Annotated in this window: 24 protein-coding genes; 13 read left to right on the top strand and 11 right to left on the bottom strand. The window is 37.7% G+C overall.

The features are described 5' to 3' along the window. Window positions 1-46: 46 nt before the first annotated feature. From MKX78_RS21710 to MKX78_RS21685, 6 genes are all read left to right on the top strand, one after another. Window positions 47-997: an ABC transporter permease gene (locus MKX78_RS21710; protein WP_307316177.1), complete on the top strand. Its 951-nt coding sequence runs from the start codon at window positions 47-49 to the stop codon at window positions 995-997. Window positions 998-1,011: 14 nt separating this feature from the next. Further along, on the top strand, window positions 1,012-1,920 hold the full coding sequence (locus MKX78_RS21705) for an ABC transporter permease (protein ID WP_307316175.1): 909 nt from the start codon (window positions 1,012-1,014) through the stop codon (window positions 1,918-1,920). 61 nt (window positions 1,921-1,981) lie between these two features. Then, window positions 1,982-2,995, top strand: coding sequence for an ABC transporter ATP-binding protein (locus MKX78_RS21700; protein WP_307316172.1), 1,014 nt, complete (start codon window positions 1,982-1,984; stop codon window positions 2,993-2,995). Then, window positions 2,973-3,974, top strand: a complete 1,002-nt coding sequence (locus MKX78_RS21695; RefSeq protein ID WP_307316169.1) for an ABC transporter ATP-binding protein — start codon at window positions 2,973-2,975, stop codon at window positions 3,972-3,974. Before MKX78_RS21700 ends, MKX78_RS21695 begins: the two co-directional genes overlap by 23 nt. Window positions 3,975-3,995: 21 nt before the next feature. Continuing rightward, the gene (gene menC / locus MKX78_RS21690) at window positions 3,996-5,120 is read left to right on the top strand and encodes an o-succinylbenzoate synthase (RefSeq protein WP_307316165.1); all 1,125 of its coding nucleotides are present in this window, start codon (window positions 3,996-3,998) and stop codon (window positions 5,118-5,120) included. Between the two features lie 438 nt (window positions 5,121-5,558). Then, complete coding sequence (locus MKX78_RS21685) at window positions 5,559-5,807, top strand: NAD(P)/FAD-dependent oxidoreductase (protein ID WP_307316163.1); 249 nt, start codon at window positions 5,559-5,561, stop codon at window positions 5,805-5,807. Window positions 5,808-5,986: 179 nt separating this feature from the next. Here MKX78_RS21685 and MKX78_RS21680 read toward each other — a convergent pair whose 3' ends face one another. Beyond that, window positions 5,987-6,667: an ArsR/SmtB family transcription factor gene (locus tag MKX78_RS21680; protein WP_307316161.1), complete on the bottom strand. Its 681-nt coding sequence runs from the start codon at window positions 6,665-6,667 to the stop codon at window positions 5,987-5,989. A gap of 118 nt (window positions 6,668-6,785) precedes the next feature. Between MKX78_RS21680 and MKX78_RS21675 the strand changes: the two genes are divergently transcribed. Beyond that, window positions 6,786-7,691, top strand: a complete 906-nt coding sequence (locus MKX78_RS21675) for a DMT family transporter (protein ID WP_307316159.1) — start codon at window positions 6,786-6,788, stop codon at window positions 7,689-7,691. A 462-nt stretch (window positions 7,692-8,153) separates the two neighbouring features. Here MKX78_RS21675 and MKX78_RS21670 read toward each other — a convergent pair whose 3' ends face one another. Next, window positions 8,154-8,738 (bottom strand): zeta toxin family protein, encoded by a 585-nt coding sequence (locus tag MKX78_RS21670; RefSeq protein ID WP_307316156.1) that lies wholly within the window; start codon window positions 8,736-8,738, stop codon window positions 8,154-8,156. Then, complete coding sequence (locus MKX78_RS21665; protein WP_307316153.1) at window positions 8,725-8,910, bottom strand: hypothetical protein; 186 nt, start codon at window positions 8,908-8,910, stop codon at window positions 8,725-8,727. Before MKX78_RS21665 ends, MKX78_RS21670 begins: the two co-directional genes overlap by 14 nt. A 242-nt stretch (window positions 8,911-9,152) precedes the next feature. Between MKX78_RS21665 and MKX78_RS21660 the strand changes: the two genes are divergently transcribed. The 4 genes from MKX78_RS21660 to MKX78_RS21645 all read left to right on the top strand — a co-directional run bounded on the left by MKX78_RS21660 (window position 9,153) and on the right by MKX78_RS21645 (window position 11,807). Then, window positions 9,153-10,175, top strand: coding sequence for a response regulator transcription factor (locus MKX78_RS21660; protein WP_307316149.1), 1,023 nt, complete (start codon window positions 9,153-9,155; stop codon window positions 10,173-10,175). 16 nt (window positions 10,176-10,191) lie between these two features. Further along, a complete protein-coding gene (locus MKX78_RS21655; RefSeq protein ID WP_307316145.1) occupies window positions 10,192-10,917 on the top strand; it encodes a hypothetical protein in 726 nt (241 codons plus the stop codon). 107 nt (window positions 10,918-11,024) lie between these two features. Beyond that, entirely contained in the window at window positions 11,025-11,513 is a 489-nt protein-coding gene (locus MKX78_RS21650) for a small multi-drug export protein (RefSeq protein WP_307316142.1), read from the top strand. A gap of 105 nt (window positions 11,514-11,618) precedes the next feature. Beyond that, entirely contained in the window at window positions 11,619-11,807 is a 189-nt protein-coding gene (locus tag MKX78_RS21645) for a DUF6440 family protein (RefSeq protein ID WP_307316139.1), read from the top strand. 346 nt (window positions 11,808-12,153) lie between these two features. Here the strand turns inward: MKX78_RS21645 and MKX78_RS21640 are convergent, their stop codons facing one another. From MKX78_RS21640 to MKX78_RS21625, 4 genes are all read right to left on the bottom strand, one after another. Next, window positions 12,154-12,468 (bottom strand): AtuA-related protein, encoded by a 315-nt coding sequence (locus MKX78_RS21640; protein ID WP_307316137.1) that lies wholly within the window; start codon window positions 12,466-12,468, stop codon window positions 12,154-12,156. 4 nt (window positions 12,469-12,472) lie between these two features. Beyond that, window positions 12,473-13,789, bottom strand: a complete 1,317-nt coding sequence (locus MKX78_RS21635) for an acyclic terpene utilization AtuA family protein (RefSeq protein ID WP_445662676.1) — start codon at window positions 13,787-13,789, stop codon at window positions 12,473-12,475. Between the two features lie 16 nt (window positions 13,790-13,805). Then, window positions 13,806-15,098 carry a CitMHS family transporter gene (locus tag MKX78_RS21630; RefSeq protein ID WP_341052358.1) on the bottom strand — a complete coding sequence of 431 codons (1,293 nt, stop codon included), beginning with the start codon at window positions 15,096-15,098 and terminating at the stop codon, window positions 13,806-13,808. 220 nt (window positions 15,099-15,318) lie between these two features. Then, window positions 15,319-16,674 (bottom strand): sigma-54 interaction domain-containing protein, encoded by a 1,356-nt coding sequence (locus tag MKX78_RS21625; RefSeq protein WP_307316130.1) that lies wholly within the window; start codon window positions 16,672-16,674, stop codon window positions 15,319-15,321. Between the two features lie 288 nt (window positions 16,675-16,962). Between MKX78_RS21625 and MKX78_RS21620 the strand changes: the two genes are divergently transcribed. After that, the gene (locus tag MKX78_RS21620) at window positions 16,963-17,412 is read left to right on the top strand and encodes a GNAT family N-acetyltransferase (RefSeq protein WP_095371695.1); all 450 of its coding nucleotides are present in this window, start codon (window positions 16,963-16,965) and stop codon (window positions 17,410-17,412) included. A 143-nt stretch (window positions 17,413-17,555) separates the two neighbouring features. Here MKX78_RS21620 and MKX78_RS21615 read toward each other — a convergent pair whose 3' ends face one another. From MKX78_RS21615 to MKX78_RS21600, 4 genes are all read right to left on the bottom strand, one after another. Next, window positions 17,556-17,951: a 5-carboxymethyl-2-hydroxymuconate Delta-isomerase gene (locus tag MKX78_RS21615; RefSeq protein WP_307316129.1), complete on the bottom strand. Its 396-nt coding sequence runs from the start codon at window positions 17,949-17,951 to the stop codon at window positions 17,556-17,558. A 13-nt stretch (window positions 17,952-17,964) separates the two neighbouring features. Beyond that, complete coding sequence (locus MKX78_RS21610) at window positions 17,965-18,717, bottom strand: fumarylacetoacetate hydrolase family protein (RefSeq protein ID WP_307316127.1); 753 nt, start codon at window positions 18,715-18,717, stop codon at window positions 17,965-17,967. Then, window positions 18,714-19,505 carry a fumarylacetoacetate hydrolase family protein gene (locus MKX78_RS21605; RefSeq protein WP_370873344.1) on the bottom strand — a complete coding sequence of 264 codons (792 nt, stop codon included), beginning with the start codon at window positions 19,503-19,505 and terminating at the stop codon, window positions 18,714-18,716. Before MKX78_RS21605 ends, MKX78_RS21610 begins: the two co-directional genes overlap by 4 nt. Window positions 19,506-19,749: 244 nt before the next feature. After that, the gene (locus tag MKX78_RS21600; RefSeq protein ID WP_307316125.1) at window positions 19,750-20,637 is read right to left on the bottom strand and encodes a LysR family transcriptional regulator; all 888 of its coding nucleotides are present in this window, start codon (window positions 20,635-20,637) and stop codon (window positions 19,750-19,752) included. 156 nt (window positions 20,638-20,793) lie between these two features. Between MKX78_RS21600 and hpaI the strand changes: the two genes are divergently transcribed. After that, window positions 20,794-21,723, top strand: coding sequence for a 2,4-dihydroxyhept-2-ene-1,7-dioic acid aldolase (gene hpaI / locus MKX78_RS21595; RefSeq protein WP_307316121.1), 930 nt, complete (start codon window positions 20,794-20,796; stop codon window positions 21,721-21,723). Window positions 21,724-21,742 lie beyond the last annotated feature (19 nt).

Here is a 21,742-nt window from a genome sequence, read left to right as displayed (position 1 = left end):
TAAAGTACTTCCTTAACTAGGGAGTACTTTATTGGAGGTGGTTAAATTGAAAGCATATATTTTGAAACGATTATTATCAATGATCCCTGTTCTATTTTTAGTAGCCGTTTTTGTGTTCTTTCTTATCCATTTTATTCCGGGAGACCCTGCGGCAGTTATGCTTGGACCGGACGCAACCCCTGGCGAAATAGAGTCACTAAGACAGGAGTTAGGTCTCAACCTACCAATCTACCAACAATTTACCCAGTGGATTGGAAATGTATTACAAGGTGATTTAGGTACTTCATTATATATGAATACGACTGTAGTAGCTGCTTTTTTTAGCCATATCGGTCCGACTCTTTCTCTGGCACTTTTAGCGCAGGGTGTATCCATATTGATTGCTATTCCTATAGGTGTTATTGCAGCAAGAAAAAGAGGAACAGGTATTGATAGTACATTTATGTTAATTGCTATGATAGGAATGTCTATACCTAGTTTTTTATTAGGGTTAATGCTTATGTTGGTGTTTGGAGTGAAGATGCAAATACTTCCTGTAGCAGGATATGAATCATTAGCAAACGGATTGTGGAATCATTTGAAATATTTAATCTTACCAGCTATTTCTCTAGGTGCCATTCAAGCTGCGGTTATTACTAGAATGACAAGATCATCTATGGTCGATATTCTCTCGACCAATTACATTAAAACAGCGAGGGCAAAAGGTGTAAAAGAAAGAATGGTTATATATAAGCACGCTTTTAGAAATGCTTTTATACCTATATTAACGATACTAGGGGAGACCTTTGGTTCGTTAATTACAGGTGCTGTAGTAACAGAGACGGTATTTAATTTACCAGGAATTGGGCAATTAGTTGTTAACGCAATAACGAGAAGGGATTATGCTGTCATTCAAGGAACGATTCTCATTATAGCCCTAACCTATTTGTTTTTGAACTTGTTCATTGACTTACTGTATGGTGTTGTGGATCCTAGGGTACGATTAAATCGCAAGTGATGGGAGGATAGATAATGGAAATAAAAACAAACTCAATTGACATCGGGAAAATTTCTAATTTAAAGCATAATACTCAATCAGAAAGAAGAAAACTAATAGTTAAACGGTTTTTTTCAAATAAGTCAATCGTTATTGGTAGTAGTATTTTAATAGTGTTGTTACTTTTTACATTAATAGCTCCAATTATCTCTCCACATTCACCGCTAGAAATGGAGAATGCGAATAGATTACAGCCTCCTAGCGCGGATCATTGGTTTGGAACTGATAACTTCGGAAGGGATTTATTTAGTAGGGTAGCGAATGGGGCGCAGGTGTCTTTAACAGTTGGTTTATCAGTGGCGATAGTTACAGCCGTAATAGGTTTATTAATTGGATTATATTCCTCCTATTATTCTGTTTTGGATCATATATTGATGAGAATTTGTGATGCTTTAATGGCATTTCCAGATATTTTGTTGGCAGTTGCTATTATGGCGGTGCTTGGCCCGCAACCAATGAATGTAGTAATTGCTGTTTCCTTAGCCAAGATTCCAGTTGTTGCAAGGGTTGTACGTTCATCCTCATTAGTGATTAAAGAACAAACGTATATAGAGGCGCTTAAGTCACAAGGTGCTAGCTCCTATCGGATTATTTGGAAACATATTTTACCGAATATTTTGTCTCCTTTAGTTGTTCAAGTCACTTATGTTTTCGCCATAGCGATTATTTTAGAAGCATCCCTAAGTTTTTTAGGGGCAGGTATTCCCGCACCAGATCCAAGTTGGGGGAACATATTATTAGATGGGAAAATTGTTATATTTAACGCTTCTTGGATGACGATCTTTCCTGGGATATTTATTATCTTGGCTGTGTTAGGCCTAAACTTATTTGGAGATGGGTTGCGCGATTTATTAGATCCACACTCTAATAAATCATTGAAATAAATTCCCTCTATTCCTACAAGCAAAACGAATAGGTATGAATTGATAATAAGGGGAGATAGAAATGAATGATTATCTATTAGAAGTAGAGAATCTAAAAACTGTTTTTTCTTCAGAAAGAGGGCCGGTTACTGCAGTAGACGGTGTTACTTTTAAGGTGAAACATGGTGAGGTATTGGGATTGGTTGGAGAATCTGGCTGTGGAAAAAGTGTTACAGCGGAATCAATAATGAGGTTATTAAATGAAAAGCATACGAAATATGAAGGCAAAATCCATTTCAATAATACAGATCTACTAAAGCTATCGATGAATGAAATGTTAGATATTAGAGGAAATCAAATCTCAATGATATTTCAAGATGCTATGACATCATTAAATCCAGTCTATACCATAGGAAACCAAATAGTCGAAGCAATAATGATTCATCAGAATTTAAGCAAAAAAGCTGCTTATGAAAAGGCAATAGAAATGTTAAGACTCACTGGAATTCCTTCACCGGAAAAAAGGATTTTTGAGTATCCCCATGAAATATCAGGTGGGATGCGTCAGAGAGTTATGATTGCGATGGCCCTTTCGTGTAAACCAAATTTATTAATTGCTGACGAACCAACAACCGCTTTAGATGTTACCATTCAAGCGCAAATTTTAGATGTCATTAATGACCTGAAAGAAGAGCTGAATATGGGTGTGATTATGATTACACATGATTTAGGTGTTGTTGCGGAAGTTTGTACACGTGTAGTGGTGATGTATTTAGGACAAATCATCGAGGAAGCAGAAGTAGATGAATTATTTACTAACCCTCTTCATCCTTATACTAAGGGGCTGCTTAAATCTATTCCTAAAATGGATGGAGATAGAAATGTAAGGTTACACACAATTCAAGGTGTCGTGCCATCGTTAAACGAGGTACCTGAAGGATGTAGGTTCGCACCAAGATGTGAGTTTGCAACAGAAAGGTGTTTAAATGAAGCGCCAATGATAGAAGAGTATGAAGAAGAACATAAAATTAGATGTTGGAATTATCGAGATATTTTAGTAGAGGAGGAGCAATATGTCCCAATCATTACTAGCTAAAGATTATCAAGAGGCCTCTTCTCCAGTATTAGAAGTGAAAGATATGCAAAAGTATTTTCCGATTCAGAGTCCTTTTGGTAGAACAAAGGGTTATGTACAGGCTGTAGAAAAAATAAATTTTACATTATACGAAAGAAAAACACTTGGTATTGTAGGAGAGTCTGGTTGTGGAAAGTCAACTACAGGACGCACTTTATTGCGTCTGATTGAACCAACTAGAGGTGAAGCCATCTATAAAGGCAAGGATATATTTAAATTAAAAGGAAAAGAATTAATGAACGTTCGAAAAGATATTCAAATGGTCTTTCAGGATCCCCACTCTTCGCTAAATCCTAAGAAAAGAATTGGCTCGATTATAGAAGAGCCCATGAAAATTCATCAAATGGGGTCAAAGTCTGATCGGATAGAGAAAGCAATGGATTTATTGAAAAAAACGGGTATACGGGAGGATCAATATTATCGTTTCCCACATGAATTTTCGGGTGGCCAAAGACAAAGAATTGGCATTGCACGAGCATTAGCGGTAAACCCTTCAATTGTCGTTCTCGACGAGCCGGTTTCTGCTTTAGATGTTTCTATACAATCACAGGTAATTAACTTATTAGAGGATGTTCAAGATGAATTTAATTTAGCTTACTTATTTATTTCGCATGATTTAAGTGTAGTGCGTCACATTGCTGATGAAGTTGGAGTGATGTATTTAGGTAATTTAGTAGAAATAACCTCAACTGACGAACTTTTTAATAATCCACTCCATCCATATACGAAAGCATTGTTGTCAGCGATACCTATACCAGATACAACAAAGAAAAGAGAGAGAATCATTATTAAAGGAGATATACCATCTCCAATTAATCCACCTCCTGGATGTGTTTTTCATACTCGATGTCCATATGTGATGGACGAATGCAAAAAAATCAAACCAACGTTATTAGATAAGGGAAGTGAGCATAAGGTTGCATGTCACCTCTACAAATAATTATTAGGAGGAAAAGAGGATATGAAGATAAAGAATATAAGCTTAAGAAAAATGAAATTAAAACTAAAGGAGCCATTTCAAACAAGCTTCGGTACACAAACTGAAAGAGAGTTCATTATAGTTGAAGTACAGGGGGAAAATCATGTTGGATATGGTGAGTGTGTAGTTAACTCAGCACCTCTTTATAATGAAGAGACAGTAAAAACAGCTTGGCATATAATGGAGGATTTTCTTATTCCGAGGATATATAGTCAATCGGAAATTAACCATCCAGATGAAGTGAGTCAATTATTTAAACCTTTTAGAAGAAATAATATGGCTAAAGCAGCAATTGAAGGTGCAATATGGGATTTATTTGCGAAAGAAAATCAAATGACGCTAGCTAAAGCTCTCGGTGGTAGTAAAAAATCAATAGATGTAGGAATAAGTATAGGAATTCAACCTTCAGTACAAGAACTTGTTCGTGTTGTCGGGAAGTATGTAAATGAGGGATATAAACGAATAAAAATTAAGATTAAACCTGGTACAGATGTCGAGGCATTAAAAGCTGTGAGAAAACAATACCCGATGATTCAAATGATGGCAGATGCCAACTCTGCATATACCATTGATGATATTGAAACCTTTAAAGAACTCGATAAACTAAATCTAATGATGATCGAACAACCATTGGCTCATGATGATATTATTGATCACGCAAAGCTCCAAGCACAAATAAAAACACCAATATGTCTTGATGAAAGCATTCATTCATTAGAGGATGCTAAAAAAGCAATCGAACTAGGTAGTTGTAAAATCATTAATCTGAAGATTGGTAGAGTAGGAGGACTAACTGAATCTAAGAAGATACATGATTATTGTAATGAAAAAGGAATCCCATTATGGTGTGGTGGTATGTTAGAGTCAGGTATTGGTCGTGCACATAATATTGCAATTACTAGTTTATCGAATTTCACTTTACCAGGCGACACTGCAAGTTCATCCCGTTATTGGGATGAAGATATTGTACATCCAGAAGTTACTGCAGTAGAAGGTGTTATTCAGATTCCAACATCACCAGGGATTGGTTATGCTCCTCAACAGGAATTACTAGATAAATATACAGAAGAAGTTATAAATGTTGGAGAAGGATATTACGTAAAGTAGAAAAATCTTGCTAAATACGAAATCGCACCGACCTCTACAATAACGCGATCAATCCCAATATAAGGATTTGATCGCGTTTGATTTTATTTATTCCAATCAATTTTTTAAATAAAAACCTAGCCATGAAAGGTAGAAATTTCTTTAATTATAAAGGATGATACGATAGAAACGAATACCAAGGTCGCTTACAATCAGAAGCAGGCTTATTCTAGCTGGGGGAACATGGTCCAGAGAATTGGGGAAAATGATTGCTGTTCATATTCCTATGAATCAAGTAAGAGGACAAATATTAGTTTCTGAACCGCTTAAACCTTTCCTAAATTATACAGTGAGCGGCTTAAGACAAGCTAATAATGGTGAGGTCTTGATGGGTATTCGCTGGAGAATAAAGGGTTTAATTGTTCCACTACGCTCAATGTGATGCAAGAAACAGCCAATATGGCCATCCGCTATGTGCCAGCCATCAAAAAAGCAAAAATTGTGCGTGCATTCTCTGGCATACGTGCCATGTCGGAAGATGGATTTCCTATCATTGGTGCCGTGCCTAATATTGAGAATCTTTATGTAGCAGCTACTCACAGTGGTGTAACCTTATCACCGCTAATAGGCACATTAATTACTGAGTTAATAATTGATAAGGAAACATCCATTCCGATTGAGAGATATGGAAATAGTCGGTTTGGCTGAAGTGTGTGAAGTATTTTAAAGTTCATTTTTATTTACTGACGGAAAATAATTACTGTTAGTCGAATGCTTATCTTATTTCCCGAGAAATGATTGATGATGTCGGAATTTGTTTAAAAGTTATTGTCGGTATAGAAAATAAATGAGAAATAGCACTTGAAAGGGAGTCATTTCATCTTATTTTATAGTCCAAAAAAGTCTTTAAACCCGGATTTTCCCACGGTGGATATAGTGATTTCTCGTGAGTTTGCTTTAGATTCTATCCACTCCAATTCGATATATCTTTCAAATAGAGCATTCCCTAAAGCGCCGCCTAAATGATGTGTGCGTTCACTCCAGTCAAGGCAGGCATGACAAAAGGAACGACGCTTTTTAGATAAAGCAATTAAATCTAATCCTAAGTCTTTGAAAAAGAGCTCTCCTTTTGTTGTTACGATAAACTTCTTGTTGGATCTCTCAATATATCCTTCTTCTTGCATAATATTTGTTAGCTTCACACTCAGGCGTCCGGCTAAATGGTCGTAACAAGTTCGGGCATTTTCTAATCTTTTTAATTGGCTTGATTGTTTTAAAGAGCGAACTTCAGGTGGAGAGGAGATGGACATAAATATTTCTAGTGTGTTTGCCACTTCATCATTTGCTATGCGGAAGTAGCGAAATCGACCATTTTTTTCACTGATTACGAGATTGTTTTCTAGCAGTTTGGCAAGATGAAAACTGGCTGTCTGGGGTTTAATGGTGGCCATGTAGGCTAATTCGCTTGCTGTATGGAATTTCCCATCCATTAAAGCTGCAAGTATAGTGGCTCTAGATTTTTCAGCAAGTAGAGCGGTTAGTGCCGTAATGTTCGGATGTATACTCATTTTTCTCACCTCTGTAATCCATACTTCGATAAGTATCGTATGATATAGGATTTATAATAATACGAAGAAGACCTATTTACAAGGTAGATGGGGAAATGGTTTGGGAGGGGAAGTATACATGAAAAAATTTAACTTTTTTACTTTAATTATTTTGACAACAGCACTAATGGGTTCATCTTTTGCTATCGGAAAAATAGGGTTAGACTACTCATCTCCTTTGTTATTGGCAGGGTTACGCTTTTTTCTAGCTGGTTTAATTATGGTGGTAATTGTAATGATGCAAAAGAGGGAGCATCCTAGTAGTATGAAAAATTGGGGGAGAGTGCTATTAATAGGGTCTTTTCAAACGGCAGGGGTCATGGGGTGCATATTTATCAGTTTAAGAACGATCACAGCAAGTGAATCTTCTATTTTAACTTTTATGAATCCGCTATTAGTCATTATTTTAGGCACTATTTTAATAGGTAACCGTTATAAATGGTATCAATGGAGTGGTGTGGTCTTAGGTTTTATAGGTGTAGGAATTACATTAGGAGGCATTAATGATTTTAGAATAGGTCTAGTGTTTGGTGCCTTTTCTGCGGTTTTTTGGGCTATTTCAACTTTATTAGTTAATCGTTGGAGTGGACATTTCGATACATGGGTGCTATCCGCCTATCAAATGTTGTTTGGCGGTAGTATTCTCTTATTTTTAAGTAGCATACTGGAAGAGCCGTTCTTCCATGTGACGAAGCATTCAGTATTTATTTTGTTATGGCTAAGTATCATGTCTTCTATCGTGCAATTTGCGGTTTGGTATTTCCTTTTACAAAAAGGTGATCCAGGTAGGACGAGTTCCTATTTATTTTTAGCTCCATTCTTTGGTGTTTTAACGGGTTATGTCCTGCTTGATGAACCTATTTCTTATTCACTGTTAGTTGGGGGCTCATTTATTTTAATTGGTATCTATCTTGTCAATAATACATTCAAAAAAGAGGTAGTAGGCAATACCCGTCTCGATCAAAATAAAGCAAAAAGTGAATGATAAAAGATAAACAAAAAGGCCGCCTTCTCTAGGCGACCTTCATCCACTCTTTCCCGCAACTATACTTCGAAATATCACTATTATCAAATGCACCATATCGCCCAGATAGCAAAAATACCCCTTGGATTTGTTCGGTTGTGGAAGAAGTCCGCGATCATTTACGATTAGGTTGCTAGGCTCTCTACACAGTGTTTTGAAAAGAATGTATGGAGTGGTCTTTATCAAAAGGTTTAAGAGATATGCAATGCGGGCATTATCAAATGATTAGAGGCTTGAGAGACGAGGGTTACTTCTTTTCAATTATATAGGAGCCAAGTCTTTCTTGATGAGGTTGCCCACTTTTAGACAGATGTCATTAAGATTGGCGTTTTCTCAGGGGGTGAAGGGGAATCCTCTGTTTTCTAAACAAAGCTTGTCCTAACCTCTTCTCCTAAAAGAATAGGAGAAACAACAGTGGTTCATTCATGATAAAGCTTGAATATATGGTTGAGTCCACTGAGGGATTCTTTTTGTAAGAATCTTGAGGTTACCTTCGTGATATTTCGCTATTACGATGGCTGTTAAGGATGAGTTATCAAGTAAAACGAGCGAGTCAATAAGTGGTGCGACTCTTTGGAAGTTTTCTGCCCCTTGTTGTCGTGATTGTTCGACTTCTTCTATAGTTGTTCTGTTGCCTTCCCCTTGTTCAGCGCGTAAATTGATCCGTAATAAATTGACAGTCACGTCGTTGATGCCAATATAGATCATGGCAATTTGGAAACCATTTCTTTTCGCTTGGTGAATATAATCCAATGTTTGTGCGGATAAAGGGGAGGTGAGGGAAAAGTCTATGCGATTTTTTATGCAATGGTGTATAAGCGTATCGGCTTCCTCCTCCGCCTTTTGTTTTGCGGCTGGAATCTCACATATTTCATATTTTCTTTCTAACATATCTGTTTCAATATGCACTGCTATTCCGAAGTTTACTAGGTATAAATCTCGAAATGTACTTTTCCCTGCACCGTTTTCGCCAGAGATGACATACATAATCGGTTTAGTAGCGGTCATTTTCATCTACCACCTTTTTATTACCATTTGCTGATAAAATAATAATATTGCCACTTCTACGATCATAATAAACGACGCTGCTATCATGAATTTTTGCATCTAAAAGAGCACTTAGTCCCATTAACCGACCTGTTTGTTTCACTGCTTTCATATCAAACGGAAAACAATCCATCGATCCAACTCCTTCCTTCCATTCAATGTAGTATATGTGCCTCATGACATTATGTGTTTGTACTGTGGTTCTAGAATGAATGACTATCTGTTATGGGATGAATAATAATTAATCAATTGAAGGATTCGTTAAACCACATTCTCTCTCTTATCGTTTGCTTTTTTCTCTTTTTCGGTCATTATGGAAATAACCCTTTTAGAAATCCATCATAAATAAATAGGTTCAGAAGGAGAAGAGTATAGATGTCATTAATCTTTGAAGGTTTTGGGAAGGTGGTTGGCAATCAGGTTGTCCTCCCGTCAATCCAATTGATTGTTGAACAAAAAGATGTGGTTGCGATTCAAACTGATATGGAATATATGCATGCATTTTTAACGCTCATGGAAGAAGATCGAAGTTATTTGGCAAATGAAATTCGTCTCTCAGACGGTGTCATTCGTGGTATGGAAGACTTATTTTTCTACCGTACGGAGATGGGAGAATATAAACGGTTAACGCCTGATGAGACCGTTCGATTTTGGTGCGATTTGTATAGTGTAAAAGTAGATATCGATCGTATGATGACATTAGCTGAATTAAATGAAGTACGGAAAAAAAAGAATAAAGGTTTGACTTACTCTGAGAAAAAAAGATTACAATTTGTCCGTAGTCTGATTCAGCCAGCGACTATTTTTATTTTCCAAGAACCTACTTACCAACTTGATCTTCAATCGAAGCAAGTGTTTAACCGAATAGTCAATGAATTAGTGAAAAGAGAAGGGAAGATTATGATATTCACTTCGTCTTTAGAGGAAAGTATTCGTATGGGTACAAAAGTATTTCGTTTGACGAGTAGAGGGCTGCAGCAGCTCGAATACAACGATGATGCCGAAGAAGTAATAGTGGAGAAAGAAGCGAATGATCCAGATGAAGAACCGACTTATCAACAAAGGTTTGAGAAAATATCAGCGAAATTAGATGATAAATACATTTTGTTTGATCCATTAGAAATTGATTTTGTTGAAACGAGAGATAGACAAACGATATTGCATGTGAATAATGAAGAGTTTATTTCAACTATTTCAATGAAGGATATCGAGAACAAGCTTCATATTTATGGTTTTTTCCGATGCCACAGGTCTTATCTCGTGAATCTACAAAGAGTTAGAGAAGTGGTGGTCTGGAGTAAAAATAGTTATAGCTTAACGTTGGATCAAGCGAATGAAAAAACAGTGCCGCTATCGAAGTCGCGATATGGTGACCTAAAGGATCTATTGAATTGGTAAAAGGGGTGATATGAAGATGAACTTACGACATATACGGTTATTAATGGTCAGAGAAATGAAGGATATACGCTTCAATGGGCAAGTATTACTCCTTTTTTTCACTGCCTTTGCGATGATTTTTTTCATTTATGTGTTAAATAATCTTACAATCACCTTTTCAAATCAACAAGTTATCTTGTTTCAGGGGATGACCTCAATGTTAAGCTTTATTAGTATATTGGTAACGATGTATACACAAGGGAATTTAATGGTTGAGGAAAAAGAGCAGGGAACAGGGATGCTCTATCGCATAATGAAAATGAGACCTATCAATATATTTTTAGCGAAAGCGATTGTCACTTTTCTTATGTCATATTTGTTATTTGTCATGGGTATGGTGATTTACGGTTATAGTTCTCTTCAAATACTAATGGCAAGTTTCTTTACGCTCCCCTTTTTTTGTATGTGGCTCATTATAGGCACAACTATCGCTGAATATGCCAAAAATACAATCGATGTGAGCTTATATGGTTGGCCGATTATGATTATTTATTTCTTTTTAGAAGGCATGGTGTCTGCTTCTTTATTAAAACCAGTAACTATTCTCTTTCCAAACTTTCATATGCAAAGAGGACTTATGTTGATAGAGAATGATGAATTTGGCTCTGTGTTAAAGTTCATGATTGTCCCGTTGTTATGGGTCGGTCTCTCTTACGTTTTTCTGAAAAAGGGAAGACGAAAATCCATCTCCATTCAGGCATAATTAGTCTCCATTCGTACCAAATTCCCCTCCTTTTATGCAGAAAGTGCTGTTATAGAAGGGTCTATCCTTCATACTAAAAGTAGGTAAAAACGAAAGGAGAGATGGGCATGCAAGAGATACAAGAATTCTATATAAACTTATTGCCAGCATTAGAAGACAACATATTCCTTCAATTATTAAGCATTTTTGTTCTATCATTTATTCCATTTTTCGAATCATATGGGGCGATCCCATTTGGCCTTTTATTAGGATTTCCTTCTATTCCTGTTATCATTGTTGCGATTGCAGGGAACTGGGTTTCTGTTATGGCTTTCATTTGGATTATCAATGCACTGAGGACAAAAGTGATAAAGGGTAAGAAAAAAGAGAAGGAACCGAGCAAACGAATGTTGAAGGCGAAAAAATATTTTGACAAGTATGGTGTCCCCGGTGTTTCTTTAGCTGGAATCGTGTGGGGCTTCCATATATCAGCTGCGATTGCTTTGGCAGCTGGCTCAAATAAGGGGAATGTTTCCTTGTGGAACACGATTGCCATCATTGTTTGGGCATTAGCCATTGGGATATTACTTATGTCTGGCATCAGTTTCTTAGCGTAAGTCACGCGGTATTTCCAGATATGATGTATTTTCAGCATTCATCGTCTAATGGCCCATTGATCTTTTGAATACGCTTAACAACCAATTTGTAAGGGGTGTTAAAACATGTTTAAGAAAAGGGAGACTCGCTTTGTAGAAATATTGAAGGAAAGTTACTCTTCTGGGCTACTTTCTATCCTGGTAGACCGTGAAACAGGCGTCCATTATCTTCATACATGGGCCAGTACAGGGGGAAGTGGACTCACACCATTATTAGATGAAAAGGGGAATATTGTAGTGCAGAAGCCGGAATAAGAAAAGTGCAGGCTTTTGAATCGAGCTAGACATCAATACTCATACTTTTCCTTTAAAGAGGTTGGGACATAAGTAATCTAGCTAACGATTGATCCGAGTGATTAGACGTATCTATTATCTAATCACTCGGCTTTTTTATAATGATCTCCTTATATAATGAGCGGAAGACACCCGACTCCTGCGGGAGATAGAGGGAAAGGCTCAGACCCTGCAGGTAACTTAGCCTATCCCCGAGGAAAGCGAGTGTCTGTAGCGCAATGGAACGGACTTTTTTGCAAATGATATTCTTAGGATCATCAGTGTTATTGTTCGTTTTTAAGGTTATGACCCACTCCCTTTGATTTACTTAAATTTCTATTTCCATTTCTAATAGGGCGCTACTTATGCTTTTGCCATGGGCATCCCATGCGACGGAAGTAGTCACACCGCCTAGAAGGGAATTTGTGCAAACGAAATTAAAAGCGTGTATGTTAGGAAGGTCATATCTGACTACTTCACCCTTTATTATTGCTTGTAAATGGCCTTTCACTTTTTCACTTGTTATCTGTTCGGCGATAGAAGCGTAATCTTTTTTATTATAGGGAATAAGAGAAAAATTCAATGTATCTCCTTTATCGCCTGTTCGACTATGTGCAATGTGCAATAATTTCACTGTTGCCATCTTATCACTCCATTATCTCAGTATGAATCGTTATTGCTGAGCGATTAATAAAGGTAGAAACGATTCCTATCACTTCTTCTGTATTTTTTCGTGCGCCTCCTCCTCCAGCAGGTCCGTTAGTATAGAGTGCTTCCACTTCATGTCCAATCATTTTAGCTGTCTGCTCTTCTTTACATAAAGCGGCAGCTCTCACAGTGACTTCGTAAGGTGTTGTGTGAGTATAAGTTGTATGATGAAGAGCCGTTAAGCCGATTAGGTCTGTTCGTAATTGAGGTACATTGGCACGTAATCTCTCGTTTATCACCCATTCTGCCAGTTTGGCGCGATTGACGGCAGTTGATCCGGCATAAGAAATCATACCTTCTCCAAGGTAACCTGCATGGTAACCGATAGATACTTTCAGTGTATCTGGTTTTCTTTTACCTGTAGCTCCCCAAACAAGCACTTCGTTTGGTTTTATTTCTTCCATTTGTGTTGTACTAAAATTCGCAATACAATCAGGGGTATAGTACTGACTTGGGTCATGCACCTCATAAAGTAATTGCTCTTTTACTGTTTGAGTATTGACGACACCACCACTATTAGGGAGTTTTGTAATTATCGCCTTGCCATCTTCAGCTACGATGGCGAAGGGGAATCCAAGATCTGCTAGGTTATTTACTTCTTTCAGGCCAGGGTCAGCAAAATATCCACCTGTCACTTGCCCTGCACATTCAAGTAAATGTCCAATTAAAGTCCCTTGTCCCATCAAGTCAAAATCATCTTGATTCCATTGAAAGTGATGAACCAGTGGGGCTAAAAAAAGTGAAGGGTCAGCCACTCTGCCAGTGATAATTATATCTACATTCGCTTCTAAAGCAGGTAAAATCGCTTCGACACCAAGGTAGGCATTAGCAGAAACAATCGGTTCAAATGTCATCAAGTTTTTTCCATCTTCTGTTTCGAAATGATGAAAGTTCAAATCGTTTAAGACATCGTCGCCTGAAATCGCTGCCACTTTACAAGTAAGGTTTAAATCGCGAGCCATTTGTAAAATAGTCTTTGCTGCGGCAATTGGATTAGCCGCCCCCATATTAGTAATAAGTGTGACTTTATTTTTTAAAAGAGAAGGGAGTAATGGGCGAACCCTGTCTTCGAGATATTCGTTATAACCTTTGTTGGCATCCTTCTGTTTCTGTTTTTGAGATAGCGCAATGGTTCGTTCTGCTAATCCTTCTAGTACTAGGTAGTCAAGTTGTGCATTTTCTACTAAAGAAATGGCAGGATCAATACGGTCACCCGCAAACCCTGCTCCTGATCCGATTCGAAGCAAGTCGAACACTCCTTTGTTATTAATATTAGATGGTGATCGCCCCAGTAATAAGAGCAACAATGGTCATTACAATGGTTGTGCCAAAGGCCCAGATAAAAATAAATCGTTGATGATCAGCTAACTCTACTCTTGCTAATCCTAAAAGTAAAAAAGTAGAAGCAGTTAATGGACTAAGAGGAAAGCCCGTTGTCATTTGTCCAAGTACAGCTGCACGACCAATATTTTCAGCGGCGATCCCGTAGTTAGCGGCTGTTTCACTCAGAACGGGCAAGACTCCGAAATAGTAAGCATCTGGAGTGAATACGAGGCTAAGAGGCATGCTTGTAATAGCAACAATTAGGCTCATAAAGGAACCTGTGCTCTCAGGAATAATAGATACAAGTGTATTGGCCATTGCTTCGATCATGCCTGTGCCTGAAAGAACACCAGTAAAAATACCTGCTGCAAAAATAATTGAAACGACAGTAACCATCCCTGTAGCCTGTTCGGTAATTCGCTCCTGTTGATCTTTTGGATTCGGGTAATTCATAACTAATGCCAGGGCGAATGCGACCATGAATATGACGGGTAAAGGAAGCCAGACATTTACTAAGGCAACAATGGTTAAAATGGTAAGCAACATGTTGAGCCAAAGAAGTTTAGGTCTTCTTGCCTTTTTTTCCTCTTCACTTAATTCCTGATTAAAATCATATTGGAAATTCTGAATACCGATGCGTTTTCTTTCTTTTTTACCAAAGTAATAACTAACAAATACCACCCAAATAAGCCCGGCGATCATAGCGGGAATCAGGGGATTGAATAATGTTGCAGTATCTATACCAAGTGCACTTGCTGCGCGTGCAGTTGGACCACCCCATGGAACAATATTCATGGTCCCGGCACTAAGGGCAACCACACCAGCGAGCACGAGTCGGCTCATTCCTAAACGTTCATATAAAGGAAGGAGGGCAGGAATGGTGTTAAGAAATGTAGAAGCACCTGAGCCATCTAAATGTGTGACCATTCCAATAATGGCTGTACCAATGACAATTTTTAACGGATCCCCTTTCACAAGCTTTAGTATTCGAGAAATAATGGGATCGAAAAGGCCTGCTTTACTCATAAGACCAAAGAAAAGAATGGCAAAGGCGAGCATAATCCCTGTTGGTGCTACAGAAGTAACCCCTTCAAGAATCATCGCACCGAGCCTGTTTAAGTCAGTTGTGAAGAGTCCAAAGAAAACGGGGACTAATATTAAAGCGACAATCACAGACACTTTTTTCGATAAAATTAAATATAGAAAAATGGCGATGGTTAAGAACCCCATAATGGATAACAAATAAAAACCTCCTTAACTGTATGAAGCGCTTACATTTCGTAATGCATGATTTATGCCAAAAAGTAAGCCTTGATAGGAAGGGGATTTTTTAAAATGATAAATGGTCATTTCTAAAGAATTAGAAACATGAAGGTTTAAAAGAGCCCTTCATACAAGTGATGGCGTCATTTCTAGAAAATTAGAAAAGGGTTTATGCTTTCTAATTTCTTAGAAAGAAGGCTTAAATATGATATTTCGTTAATTTATTGTATAAGGAAGCAAGTGATATACCTAAGATTTTTGCTGCTTTCTTTTTTCCTTTCACTGTCGTTCCTGTTTGATTAAGTACACTTTGTATGGCTGTTCTCTCTGTATCATTCAATATCTTTTCTAGTGGTTGGAGCGTGATTGATTGTTGTTGAGTGGTATTAAACGCTTTCTTTATTGTGTCAGGTAGATGTTCCTGGCGAATGACTTGATGATCACACATACTAATGGCGTATTGAATCGCATTCTTCAGTTCTCTGATATTCCCTGGCCAATGGTAGTGTTGAAGGATAAAAATGGTTTCTGGATCAAAAGTAATGTGTGCTTCATTTTTTAATAAAAAGGCGATAATTTCTGTAATATCATTTCTTCTTTCTCTAAGAGGAGGTATGGTTAAATGAACCGTATTAATTCGATAAAAAAGGTCTTCGCGGAATCGTTCTTTTTCTACCATGCTTTGCAATTCCTTATTCGTTGCTGCAATTACTCGAACATCAACCGTTTGTTCCTCGAGACCCCCAATTTTTCTAAAAGAGCCCTCTTGTAAGACCCGCAAAAGCTTGGCCTGCAGTTCAAATGACATATCACCGATTTCATCGAGAAATAGCGTGCCATGATTGGCTAGCTCAAATAACCCAATCTTTCCGCCGCGGTTAGAGTTAGTAAAAGCTCCTTCCTCATAGCCAAAAAGCTCGCTTTCTAATAAGGTGCTTGGGATAGCAGCGCAATTAACTGGAACAAAGGGTGCTACACGTCTTTTACTTTCATTATGGATGGCCTGTGCGAATAGCTCTTTGCCAGTACCAGATTCACCGGATAATAAGATATTCATATCTGTTTGTGCAGTTCTTTTGGCTTGTTCTATCGTCTGCTTTAATTGGACATCACTACCGATGATATTTGCAAAGGTGTATTTTGCCTGATGAATTCTATCAACAGCTCTCTCAAGCATAGTGACTCGTTTACGACTTTTTTTCAGCTCTTTATTTAATCTGTAAACTTCAGGAATACTTTTACAAACAGAAACGGCACCAATGATTTCCCCTTGGTCCCAAATGGGAGCCATATCAACAACATATTCCATTGTCATTTCTTTTCGGAAAACACCTTCTCGTGCCAAGCCGTCTTTTAAAACAGTGGGCAAAAGCGCTCCTGGTCGTACCTCTTGTAATAGCTTACCTACTATCTGTTCTGCACTGACACCTGTAATATGTGTATACTCCTCATTTATTAATTGCACCACACCAATGTGATCGATTACCAGAATCCCATCATGGATGGCCTCAATAATCCCTTCAAGCCAGCCAATCTTATTATTTTGTAATTGCATAATTCTCAACTCCTTAAAAAATACGGAATATTTAAATTATATGGCAATTGAAGAGTTTGTACTACCTACGAATCTAGTTGTTTAAAACACCATAGTAAATTCCCTGAGAATGAGATGAAGTGATATTTGCAGACTTAAAATAGCAACCTGTAAATGAGGGTACTATTTGAATAGTGATGGGGATGTCAGATGAGAAAATACAAAGGTTTGTGATACTTATGGTAAGATTTCAACATACGGAAGTAAATTTTAAAAATTAGATTTAAGTGTTGGAGGATTAATTTATACATGAGTAAACTGCATTTTAAAGATATAGATGTTACAAATGAATACAACGTTAGAAATATAAAATTAAAGTCTGGGCAAGAAAAGTTCATTGAAACCGTAGATGAATGTTTAAATGAAGCGAATGCCCATCGAGAGTGGCATCCAGTAGCTATATATTTGGATGAAGAAATGATCGGATTTGCTATGTACGGTTCTTTTGGTCCTAATAAAGAGACTTGGATTGATAGAATAATGATCGATGAAAACTATCAAGGCAAAGGCTATGGGAAAACTGCGATGAAGAAACTTATTGATATCGTGTCAAAAGAATATGGGGTAAACGTGATATATTTAAGTATCATTGATGAAAATAAAACGGCCTATCGCTTATACGAAAGTATTGGGTTCGAATGTATGAATGAAAGGGACCCTAATAATGGGGAACTCTTATTTAAGTACACAATTAAATGAGAGTAAATAAAATCTAAACCCTTTGCTTTAAATGTAGAACAACTTATTAAAGACACCAAAAAGCTTTGAAATCCAAGGCTTTTTGGTGTACTAAATATTTTGTTGTTTTAATTGATATTTTTTCTTTGTCCTCATAATAATGCCTATCTCGGTTGCTGTTTAAACCGACCATGAATATTATTCCACTTATACGTACCAGCTTCGCTAAATTCATACAGTTCCATTGATACAGCAAAATAGCGTTGATTATATAGTTCCTTGAAGTGATCCTTCATCATAGTAAAGAGTTCGTCACATACAGATGCCTTTACCTGCTCACTTCGTCCGGAGCCGATTTTGAGTGTTGCATGAACGAAGGCATCGTCTGCCTGACCATCTGCAATATAATAGTCTTCTAGTTCAATGGCCCTTGAACGGATCCCACCTATTGGAAAAGTAGGCGATTTACTGATGAGGATTTTGTTCGCTTTCTCTAATAAGGCGGGAATATGTGCAGCGTTTTTGATGTTGCTCGTATATTCAATAATGAAATGTGGCATGAAAATCCTCCTTTCACTGATAGACAGGTTCGCTTATAATGGTGTTCTTGAGTCGGCCGATGCCTTCGATTTCAGTGATGACCGTGTCGCCCACTTTCGTATCGACTGAACCTTTTGGTGTCCCAGTGAGAATGATATCGTTTTTATTGAGTGTCATGAAACTGCTTAAATAGGCGATGAGCTTTGGAATACTAAAAATCATATCTTTCGTTGTTCCTTCTTGGACGACACTGTCATTTACATAGGTGCGTAAAGTGAGATTCATTGGATTTTTTATCTCATCTGCACTGACAAACCAGGGGCCGATGGGTGTCAATGTATCACGATTTTTCACACGTAGGTTCGGGCGATAGTAGTTTTCCAAATAATCGCGGATGGCGTAATCATTGGCCACAGTATATCCAGCGACATAGTTATAAGCATCCTTTTCTTGAATATTTTTACCAGATTGACCAATGACAACTGCTAATTCACATTCATAATGCATATAGGTAACATCGGCAGGGCGGAAAGTTTCCCCGTTGTGACCGATAAGTGTATTAGGTCCTTTTAAAAAAACGAGGGGCTCTTTCGGTGCGTTAAAAGAAAGCTCTGCCGCATGATCGGCGTAATTGAGTCCTAATGCAAAAATCGTTTGTGGCACAATTGGAGGGAGCCAAACAACATCATCCTCTGAAACGATGGCGCCCGTATCTAATTGTAGCTTACTGTACCATTCTATTGCCTCATGGATATTCCCTTTATAGGCGACACGTGCGGTTTTCATATCGTATTCTCCTTTACTTGTTGTTTTGTGATAACAACTTGGTTTTCAAGTGAGCCGATGCCAGCAATCGTTATTCTGACAATATCCCCATTACGAGCAAGTGGAGGGTTTTCTGGTACACCGACTAGTAATGTATCGCCTTCAAATAAGGTCATAAAGGAAGTAACCTCTGCGATCAGCTCAGCGACGGGGCGGATTAAGTTTCTAGTTGTTTGCTGTTGCTTTAACTCTCCGTTGATATGGACGGTAATGTCTAAGTCGTCAGGGTTCGCCACCTCTTTTTGATCAACAATCCATGGACCGATTGGGCAGAATCCATCTTGCGCTTTTTCTTTGATGGCAGGACGGTAAACACTGCTATGTGGAATACTGACATCATTAGCAATTGTGTAGCCTAAAATGTAATTTTGTACTTCATCTTTTGATACTTTGCTTGCTTTTTTACCGATGACTACTGCAAGGGCAGCGCCTATTTGTAAGGTATCTTCTTCTTTTGGCATAGGAATGCTCGCTTGATGGTAATTGATTGTATTGACTGGTTTGATATAAAGAATGGGTGCTTTCGGTGGTTGTTGGTAAGGGCTTTCATAAACAGCTGAACCAATTGCTTCTAACTCACCTTTGTAATTAAGTAATGTTCCGTAAATCGTTCCAGATACTGGAGGATGGACGACAAGCTGTTCAATTGGGGTTGTCTCTTCTCCTCGGGTTATTACTTGTTTAGTAGAATCGACATAAACCTCTTGTAAAAAGAATTGTCCATTATATCTCATCATTGCTTTCATCAATGTGATCAACACTCCTTTAACAAAATAATGATTAAATCATAATTTATTATTTTAAATATTTCAAATAATGTAAAATAAAATGTAAAATCTATCCTTTTATATTTGAAATCTCTGAAATTTGTCTTTTGATTACTTCAAATCTAGTGGTAAGAGAGGGAATCGAGTCAGACATACAAAAAAACATAATATACCAAACTTCACTTTAGAAGGTGTTCTCTTCTAATTGCTGTTAGAAAATATTCAATCAAACGTTTGTTTGAAAGGTCTCTATCATCCGACTCGCACTTTTGGAGAGGTAACGATTTTTCAACCAAATAATGGCTGATTCCGATTGGATGGTTGCATCTTCTAGCTCTATGACAATCGCTTTATCTGCATAATAGGATTGCAATGTAGACTTAGGTACTATTGTTGCACCAACCCCAGCAGTAACAAGAGATAAAAGCATAGAGGCATCGGGACATTCCAAAATCACTTTCGGTTCAAAGCCGTGACGACGGCATTCATTTGTGACGATTTCGAATTGACCTTTGCCATTGATGCGATGGAGTAAGAGTAATGGGAAGTTTTTGATATCTATCATTTTGATGGAGGTCTTGTTGTGGATATGTTGTTGCCATGATTCTGGAATGACTAGTACGTAAGGTTCTGTCGGAAAGCGAATCATCTCAATATCATCCATCTCTAGCGGAAGGCGAGTGACAGCTAGTTCGATTTCGCGATTTTTCAACAGCTCGCCAATGTAGTAAGTATCGCCTTCTCTTAACTGAAAGGTAACAAGAGGATATTTTTCACGAAACGCCCGTAAGCGGTCTGGTAAAAAGGCGAAACAAGATTTGCTCGCACCAATAGAAAGCTTTCCTTTCACGCCTTCATTTGTTTCTTTGACTTCGTTTTTAGCTTCATCTAACTCAGATAATATTTGCAAGGCACGATCATAAAGGACGCTACCTGATTTGGTCAGTTCCATCTTCCTACCAATGCGATCGAATAATTTAACGTCGAGTTCTTCTTCTAGTTGTTTTAGTTGGTGGCTAAGTGGGGGTTGTGCCATATGTAACTTCTTTGCTGCGCGTGTGATTTGCCCTTCTTGAACAATTGTACAAAAGTATTGCAGCTGCTTTATGTCCATATTGTCCCTCCTTGAAACGATACTTTTTTTATATCCAAAACAAACAAAAACAATATTTTTTATATAATCTAACACATGTTAAACTGCAAATGAAAGAGCTTACAATAAAAATATTCAAAAATTTCAGAAATAACTTTAAAGAAGGAGTGTTTGTAAATGACGAAGTTTGCTGAAGTAAAACAAAGATTAAGAGGTTCGATCGCACCGATTATTACACCATTTCATGAAGATGAATCGATAGACTTTGAATCATTTAAAAAGCTCATCCATTGGCATATTGAAAGCGGAAGTCATGGTATTTCTGTTACAGGAACAACTGGAGAACCAAGTTCATTAACAATCGATGAACGATTGAAAGTGATGGAAGTGGCGAAAGAAACAATTAACGGAAGAGTACCATTTGTACCAGGTACAGGCTCAACAAACCATCAGGAAACATTGTACTTAACGAAAAAAGCAGCGGAGATGGGTGCAGATGCTGCCCTTATCATCGTTCCTTATTATAATAAACCTTCGCAACATGCGCTATATAAGCACTTTAAACTTGTCGCTGAATCTGTACCAGATCTCCCCCTCATCGTTTATAACATCCCAGGTCGAACAGGCACAAATATGCATGTGGAAACACTTGCGAAGTTAAGTAAAGATTGTCCAAATATTATTGGTGTAAAAGAATCAAATAAAGATTTCGAACATGTGAATCGTGTGTTATTAAATTGCGGTCGTGACTTCCTACTCTATTCAGGAATTGAACTGTTATGTTATCCGATGCTGGCCATTGGTGGCGCAGGACATATTAGCGCAACAGCAAATATTGTCCCAGATAAGGTGGCAGCGATTTATGATGCATGGAAAGCTGGCGATGTAGAACGATCGCAAAACTTGCATTACGAACTCATGCAGTTGAATGATGTTTTGTTCAAAGATACGAATCCTGCACCATTAAAAGCAGCACTTGGTCAAATGGGCAAAATTAAGCCGGTACTTAGACTGCCGATGGATTTACCTACGCAGAGCTTACAAGATGAAATTGCAGAAGTCTTAAAACATTATGTGGACCTTCCTGGTAGTGTCGTGCAGAAGTAAAGTGATTTAAACAAGGAGT

The organism is Cytobacillus sp. FSL R5-0569 (assembly GCF_038007265.1).
GTDB classification, from domain to species: Bacteria; Bacillota; Bacilli; order Bacillales; family Cytobacillaceae; genus Cytobacillus; species Cytobacillus kochii.
The sequence above is the reverse complement of the archived record's forward strand: the minus strand, read 5'-3'. Positions and strand labels throughout refer to the sequence as shown.